Origin of the sequence: Sediminibacterium sp., from assembly GCF_051861365.1 — a bacterium.
In the GTDB taxonomy this organism is placed as follows: Bacteria; Bacteroidota; Bacteroidia; order Chitinophagales; family Chitinophagaceae; genus Sediminibacterium.
The window spans coordinates 1-7,589 of sequence record NZ_JBHYCW010000055.1; the positions used below are offsets into that span (position 1 = coordinate 1).

The following is a 7,589-nucleotide window of genomic DNA, read 5'->3' on the forward strand; positions in this document are numbered from 1 at the left end:
ACACAGAACCGCGGGCTCCAATATGCCCAATGGTTATTAGATAACAAAAAAGGTCAACCTTTTTTATGTAATTGACACTCATTCCTTATTCCTTATTCCTCTGTTTCTTTCAGCGCCTTGATCAAATCCAACGCTTCCGCTACCACATCACACATAATCGTGATCAGTGAGCCGGGTTTAGCAGTGTTATAGGCGTGCATGATGGCCTCTTTTTCATTATAAATAATGGTCAGCGGGATGTCTTTCCCCTTGGTATCATTGATGCCTTCTACCAGCAGGTTTACAATTTCTTCCGCTGTTCTACCCCTCAGATTTTTATCCTGCCGGATGATGATCTCATCAAAACTACGTCCGGAAATGCGTCCCAATTCCCTGATATCTTCATCCCTCCGGTCGCCGGTACCACTGATAATACCCACTTTGGGTGAACCATCCATTTTTCCCACAAAATCACAAAGCAGTTCCAGTCCGGCCGGATTATGGGCAAAATCCACCAGAAACTTAAAATGTTTGAATTCAAACATGTTCAGTCTACCCGGGGTTTGTGAAGGAGATGGAACAAATGTGGTAAGGGCAGTTCGAATATCTTCTATACTGATGTCTTTAAAAAGATAGGTTGCCAAAACTGCCGGAAGGGTGTTCATAATATTGTGTACCGCTTTTCCGCCATAGGTAATAGGGATCTCACTCACTTTAATTACTCGAATCTTCCAAGTGCCTTTGAGGATAGATACATATCCATTTTCAAAGACCACTGCATATCCGCCTTTATTACAATGTTCCTGAATGCGCGGATTCATCTCATCCATGCTGAAATAAGCTACATTACAACTGAGTCCCTTGTGCATATTGTACACCAGATCATCATCTGCGTTCAAAATCGCAAAACCATGATTGAAAGTGGTTTCAGGTATCACGGCTTTTACGCGAGCCATTTGTTCCAATGAGTCAATTCCACCAAGACCAAGATGGTCGGCAGTTACATTCGTAACAATACTAACGTTACAGTTTTGGAATGCCAAACCGGCTTTCAATAAACCACCGCGAGCGCATTCCAGTACTGCAAAATCAATCGTAGGATCTCTTAATACAAATTGTGCACTTAATGGTCCCGTACAATCACCTTTCATCATCAATTGGTTCTGTATATATACACCATCACTGGTGGTATAACCCACTTTTCGTCCGGCTGTTTTACAGATATGTGCGGTGAGTCGGGTAGTGGTGGTTTTACCATTGGTGCCTGTAACAGCAATAATCGGGATACGACCATCAGAACCTTTGGGGAATAACATATTGATCACCGGCTCCGCCACATTTCGTGGCAAACCTTCTGCAGGTTCAATGTGCATACGGAAGCCGGGAGCTGCATTGACTTCCAAAACAGCACCTCCATTTTCATAAATAGGTGCACGCAAATCAGGCGCCATGATATCAATGCCGCAGATATCCAGTCCTATGATCTTGGCGATTCTTTCTGCCAGAAAAATATTTACCGGATGCACTTCATCCGTTACATCCGTTGAAGTGCCACCGGTACTCAGGTTGGCGGTTGGTTTCAGTAATACCAATTCATCTTTTGGTGGTATGGTTTCTAAAGTATAGCCCTTTTCATCCAGCATTTTTTGTGTGAACTGATCGATGGTGATCTGTGTCAATACTTTCTCATGTCCATACCCTCGGCGCGGATCTTTATTGGTTTCATCAATCAACCACTGAATCGTATGTACACCATCTCCAATGACGGATGCAGGTGTTCTGAGTGCCGCACAAACAAATTTGTAGTTGATCACCAATACTCGAAAATCGACTCCGGTGATAAATTTTTCTACAATAACAGATCTGCTGTATTGCTTAGCAGCTTCAAATGCCCTGAGTGCCTGCTCCCAGTTGGTAATATTGGTCGTATTACCTTTTCCATGATTGCCGTCAATCGGTTTGATCACCAATGGATAGCCAAATTTGGCAACAGCTTCTTCCAGTCCAACTTCAGTTCTAATGACGGTGCCTTTAGGTACAGGTATTTCAGCAGCTTCCAGTAAATTTTTGGTTTCCTCTTTATCACAGGCAATATCCACGGCAATATTGGAAGTAGTACTGGCAATGGTGGCTCTGATTCTTTTCTGATGAACACCATATCCCAATTGTACAAGACTCTGTTTGTTCAATCGGATATAAGGAATACCACGTTTAGCGGCTTCTTCCACAATACATCCTGTTGAAGGTCCTAAACGCGTGTCTTCTCGAATTTCACGTAAACGTTGGATATCTTCCGACAGATCATAACTGCTTGCATCCACCAATGACTGCGCAATACGAACAGATGCTTTGGCGGCATACACACCGGCATCTTCTTCCATGTAATTAAAGACTACATAGTATTCACCTTCTTTACCGGTGCCCCTTGTTCTCCCAAATCCACAATTCATACCTGCCAATGTTTGTAATTCAAGCGCAATATGCTCTATGACATGACCCATCCAAGTGCCTTCATCCACTCGCTGAAAAAATCCACCGGGTTTGCCAACACTGCAGCGATGCGAGTACATGGAAGGAAAAAGTTTTTTGAGGCGTTCACGAAAGCCTTCAATGGTATTGGTGGGTCTTTGCTCCAGTTCTTCCAGATCTAATTTCATCTGAATGAGTTTGGGGCGACGAACACTCCAATAATTGGGTCCACGTAGTATTTTGATCTCTTCAATTTTCATACAGTAGGTTTGGTTGCTTATTTATTCACAGAAAATGCCCATTAGGGAGGATGATGAATATAGTACATTTTTGCATAAGCCTTAGCCGATGAAATCACTTATTTTTGTTTGGAAAGAATTTCTACTGAATGCGTATTCCGAAGGGTAAACTGATCGCTATAGGCGGAGCTGAAGACAAAGGAACTGATCTTGAAAAAGGGGAGTTTCTCCGTAATAATCTTAATTTTTTTGAATTAGGTATTCTGCGTCGTATCGTGGAAGAAATAGGAGGTGTTCACTCTCGCATTGAAGTGGTCACCACGGCTTCTACCATACCATATGAAGTGGGAGAGAACTATCTGAATGCTTTTGGAAAAATTGGTTGTACCGATATCGGACTCTTACACATTCGCAATCGCGAAGATGCCATGCGTGCTGATTATGTAGAACGTATCCGTACATGCGCCGGTGTCATGTTCAGTGGAGGCAATCAACTCAGACTCTCCGCTATTTTTGGCGGAACTGTTTTTTTGAAGACCATCCATGAAAGATATCAGTCTGAAAGTTTTGTGATTGCTGGTACTTCTGCCGGTGCCATGGCCATGAGCAATACCATGATCTATGAAGGCAATGCCACACGCGCTCATTTGAAAGGAGAAGTAAAGATCACTACCGGGTTGGCATTTATGGACAATGTCATCTTCGATTCTCACTTTGAAAAACGCGGACGTTTTGCAAGATTGGCACAAGCTGTAGCTGCCAATCCATCTTGTATTGGAATTGGATTGGGAGAAGATACCGGCATGCTCATCACAGAAGGCAACCGAATGGAAGCCATCGGTAGTGGACCTGTGATCATTGTGGATGGACATGATATTCGTCACAGCAATATGGCCGATATCCCCGAAGGAAACCCCATCACCATTGAAAACCTCAAAGTACATTTCTGCGCCAAAGGAAATGGATACCTGGTAGAAGAAAGAACCTTCGTAGAACAAATGGGGACTAGCACTACGCCTGTTATGACAGATGTGTATTAGGGGCTTTTAGTCCATGGTCCATAGTCCATAGCGTATAGCATATAGATCATGGCAGATGGGATGTTTGTATAAAAGCTAATAAAGATGTTGACACCCGATAACCTGATTACCTGATCATCCGATAACCCGATCACCCCATGAACAAACTCATTCTCTTCACTTTATTCATCGCTGCAATGTTTCTATTGTCTGCTTATCGTTCTGATCGCAAAAAGAAGATTGTATTTTTTGGTGATTCTATTACAGAGTTGGGGGTGAAGTCGAACGGATATATTCGCGTCTTGGAAGAGATGATTCGTAATGAAGATAAATCTACCCAGTATGAGTTGGTTGGTAAAGGAATCAGTGGTAATAAAGTGTACGATTTGTTTTTACGAATGGAGGAAGATGTATTGAAATTGCAGCCACATATTGTAGTCATCTATATTGGTGTGAATGATATATGGCACAAGAGTATGATGGGAACGGGTACTGATTATGATAAGTTCGGGAAATTCTATCAAGCCATTGTAGATAAAATGAAAGCTTCAGGTATTCAGGTGATTTTATGTACACCGGCAGTGATCGGTGAAAGATATGATGGTACCAATCAGCAAGATGGAGAACTCAATCATTACAGCAACTGGATCAGGAACTATGCAGCAGACAATCATTTACCACTGGTTGATCTGCGTGCAGCTTTTTTAAATTATAGTAAGACCCATAACCCAAATAACCAAGATTCAAGAATACTCACCTATGATCGCGTGCATTTGAATGATGCAGGAAATAAATTGGTAGCAGAGCAGATGTGGGAGAAGATAAAAACGATCAAATAATCCGTCCATATTTTATCTAAACTAAGCTCATGAAACGTTTCATTTTTTATTGCTTGATGGCGTTGAGTCTAATGATGTTTGCATGTTCCAATAAAACATCAACACCCGTACTTACCCCTCATGAAGGATTTGTACAAGTAAAAGGTGGAAAAATATGGTATCGTGTTTGGGGTACTGGTGAAGGGGTTCCGATTGTGATGATACATGGTGGTCCGGGTTTCACCAGTTATTACCTCACACCATTGGCTGATTCTTTATCGAAAGAGCGAACTGTAATCGTTTTTGATCAATTGGGTTGTGGACGCTCTGATCAACTAACTGACACCAGCTTGATGAATATGCAAGCGCATGTTGACCAAGTATCTGCTTTATTGAAGGCATTGAAGATCGAAACTTTTGATCTTTATGGACATTCATTCGGTACCATGTTGGCAACGGACTTTTATTTACAGCACCCTGAAAATATTCGATCCATCGTATTAGCAAGTCCATGTTTACGCGTTGCCAATTGGATATCAGATGCAGATACATTGATGATGCAATTGCCTCCCAATGTGGCTACTGTTTTGCAAAATTTCCGAAAAGGAGACAAACAAGATTCTTTGGAATTGGCCAATGCGCTCACACTGTATTATAACAGTTTTTACAATCGTAAACAGCCATTATCACCTTATGTCGATAGTTCTTTGCGATTACAGTCCTTACAAGTGTATCGGCATATGTGGGGACCTGAAGAGTTTGTTGCAAACGGAAATCTGAAAGATTATAATCGTATGCCCGATTTGTCAACAATTAAAGTGCCGGTACTATTCACAACAGGACAATATGATGCTGCTCGCCCATCGACTGTGAAAAGTTACCAGCAATTGGTGAAAGGGGCTGTATTTGAAGAGATACCTGATGCCGGACATTCTACCATGACAGATCATATTGAAGCAGATCTGAAAGTATTAAGAGCTTTTTGGAAAAAATTATAAACTAAATAAAGACACTGCTGTGTAAAGAAATGAATGCAGCTTTAGGTTTTCAAATATTTTGATTGTGATGGGACGCAGATTTTTATGATCAGTTATGATTCATCATAATAAATCATAAAAATCTGCGTCCCATCATACTACACCACTTTCACCAAAAAGTAATTCTTTTTCCCTTTTTGAATCAATAAGTATTTATTCTGTAGAAGGTCGGAACTTGTGAGTGTTGTTTTTTCTGTAGCTATTTTTTCTTTATTCAAACCTACGCCACCGGATTGCCACATCTTACGTGCTTCGCCTTTGCTGGGGAAGATATTCGTTTCAGCTAAGAAGCTAACCAGATCATAGCCGGCTTCTAATTGTGTTTTGTTGATCTCAACTGTAGGAACACCCTCCATTACTTGTAATAATTGTTCTTCACTCAAGCTTTGTAAAACTTCTGTTGTGGCATTACCAAAAAGAATTTCAGAAGCTTTCACCGCAAAATCATAATCCGCTTTGCTGTGTACAAAACAAGTTAGCTCTTCCGCCAATTTTTTCTGGAGTGCGCGTTGATGAGGAGCGGCATCATGGGCACTGATAAGTGCCTCAATTTCTGCAACAGGTAATAGGGTGAATATTTTGATCCAGGTTTTAGCATCATCATCGCTGGCATTCAGCCAGAACTGATAAAACTGGTATGGGGAAGTTTTTTTAGGATCCAACCATACATTTCCTTTTTCTGTTTTACCAAATTTACCACCGTCTGCTTTGCGTATCAGCGGACAAGTAAAAGCAAATGCTTCACCTCCTGCTTTTCTGCGAATGAGTTCGGTTCCAGTGGTAATATTTCCCCACTGATCGCTTCCGCCCATTTGAAGTTTGCAGTTTTTATTTTGATAGAGCCAATAGAAATCATACCCTTGAATTAATTGGTAAGTGAATTCAGTAAAACTCATTCCTGTATCACCTTCCAATCTTTTCTTCACACTGTCTTTCGCCATCATGTAGTTAACAGTGATATGTTTTCCGGCATCACGTATAAAATTCAAGAAGCTAATTCCCTTAAACCAGTCATAGTTATTCAGCATTTCAGCTGCATTGGCTTTAGCTGGGTCAAAATCCAGAAATTTTTCCAATTGTCTGCGAACCCCCTCCTGATTAAAAGCCAATATTTCTTCGCTCAATAGATTTCTTTCTTCACTTTTACCCGTAGGGTCACCAATCATACCGGTAGCACCTCCAACTAAGGCCATGGGTTTATGTCCGGCACGTTGTAAATGAACCAATAATAAAATAGGAACCAAACTGCCAATATGTAAACTATCTGATGTTGGGTCAAAGCCAATATATCCGGAAACCATTTCCTTATTCAATAATTCCTCAGTGCCGGGCATAATATCCTGAATCATACCTCTCCAGCGCAGTTCCTCAATTAATGTCATCTTATGTTGATTTGCGGCAAAAATAGTGAGTAGTGAGTTGTGAGTAGTGAGTTTTTTGTTGGTGGGTGCTGGGTACTAGGTACTGGGCGATAATTTGTGGGCTAAAAATTTTATACTAGCACCTAGCACCTTGTACCTAGTACCCAACACCCATTCCTCATTATCTTTGCTCCATGCGAAAAGTAGGAGAAGGTACCCGTACCTTGAATTTTGTGATCGATACTTTATTGATTTTATTTTTGGCTATCGGCTTTAATAAAGGCTGGACATTCTACGTTCGTTACTGGGGTTATCCTTATTTGAACTTTGGTTGGATCTTTTTTGGGGTATTGTTTCTTTACTACAGTTTTTTTGAGATCATATTTCAAAGGAGTCCGGCCAAATGGCTGAGTTACTCTAAAGTGGTCAATCAAGAAGGTAAAAGAGCCGCTTTCTGGCGAATACTGATACGCAGTCTGGCAAGAATTACCGTGATCGATCTTTTTTTCATTCCTATTATAGGTAAACCACTGCACGATTGGGTGAGTGGGACGGAAGTAGTGAGTAGTGAATAGGTGCAAGGTGCTAGGTATTAATTAACCCAAGTTGCTAGTTAGGTATATATAAAATAAGTGAGCCCTCAAAATAGTTTAAGAGTTACCAGACA

At 41.1% G+C, this 7,589-nt stretch carries 6 protein-coding genes; 4 read left to right on the top strand and 2 right to left on the bottom strand.

All coding sequences use genetic code 11. From position 1 onward, the window contains the following. Window positions 1-92 precede the first annotated feature (92 nt). The gene (gene cphA, locus ACTIEV_RS15195; RefSeq protein ID WP_322194972.1) at window positions 93-2,708 is read right to left on the bottom strand and encodes a cyanophycin synthetase; all 2,616 of its coding nucleotides are present in this window, start codon (window positions 2,706-2,708) and stop codon (window positions 93-95) included. Between the two features lie 128 nt (window positions 2,709-2,836). Between cphA and ACTIEV_RS15200 the strand changes: the two genes are divergently transcribed. The 3 genes from ACTIEV_RS15200 (at window position 2,837) to ACTIEV_RS15210 (ending at window position 5,522) form a co-directional block, all read left to right on the top strand. After that, on the top strand, window positions 2,837-3,727 hold the full coding sequence (locus tag ACTIEV_RS15200; RefSeq protein ID WP_322194974.1) for a cyanophycinase: 891 nt from the start codon (window positions 2,837-2,839) through the stop codon (window positions 3,725-3,727). Between the two features lie 137 nt (window positions 3,728-3,864). Then, window positions 3,865-4,545: an SGNH/GDSL hydrolase family protein gene (locus ACTIEV_RS15205; protein WP_322194976.1), complete on the top strand. Its 681-nt coding sequence runs from the start codon at window positions 3,865-3,867 to the stop codon at window positions 4,543-4,545. A 29-nt stretch (window positions 4,546-4,574) separates the two neighbouring features. Then, window positions 4,575-5,522, top strand: coding sequence for a proline iminopeptidase-family hydrolase (locus ACTIEV_RS15210; RefSeq protein ID WP_322194978.1), 948 nt, complete (start codon window positions 4,575-4,577; stop codon window positions 5,520-5,522). A 137-nt stretch (window positions 5,523-5,659) separates the two neighbouring features. On the opposite strand, the gene tyrS is transcribed toward ACTIEV_RS15210, so the two are convergent. After that, window positions 5,660-6,943 (bottom strand): tyrosine--tRNA ligase, encoded by a 1,284-nt coding sequence (gene tyrS / locus ACTIEV_RS15215; protein WP_322194980.1) that lies wholly within the window; start codon window positions 6,941-6,943, stop codon window positions 5,660-5,662. A 173-nt stretch (window positions 6,944-7,116) separates the two neighbouring features. Between tyrS and ACTIEV_RS15220 the strand changes: the two genes are divergently transcribed. Continuing rightward, a complete protein-coding gene (locus tag ACTIEV_RS15220) occupies window positions 7,117-7,497 on the top strand; it encodes an RDD family protein (RefSeq protein WP_322194982.1) in 381 nt (126 codons plus the stop codon). Window positions 7,498-7,589 lie beyond the last annotated feature (92 nt).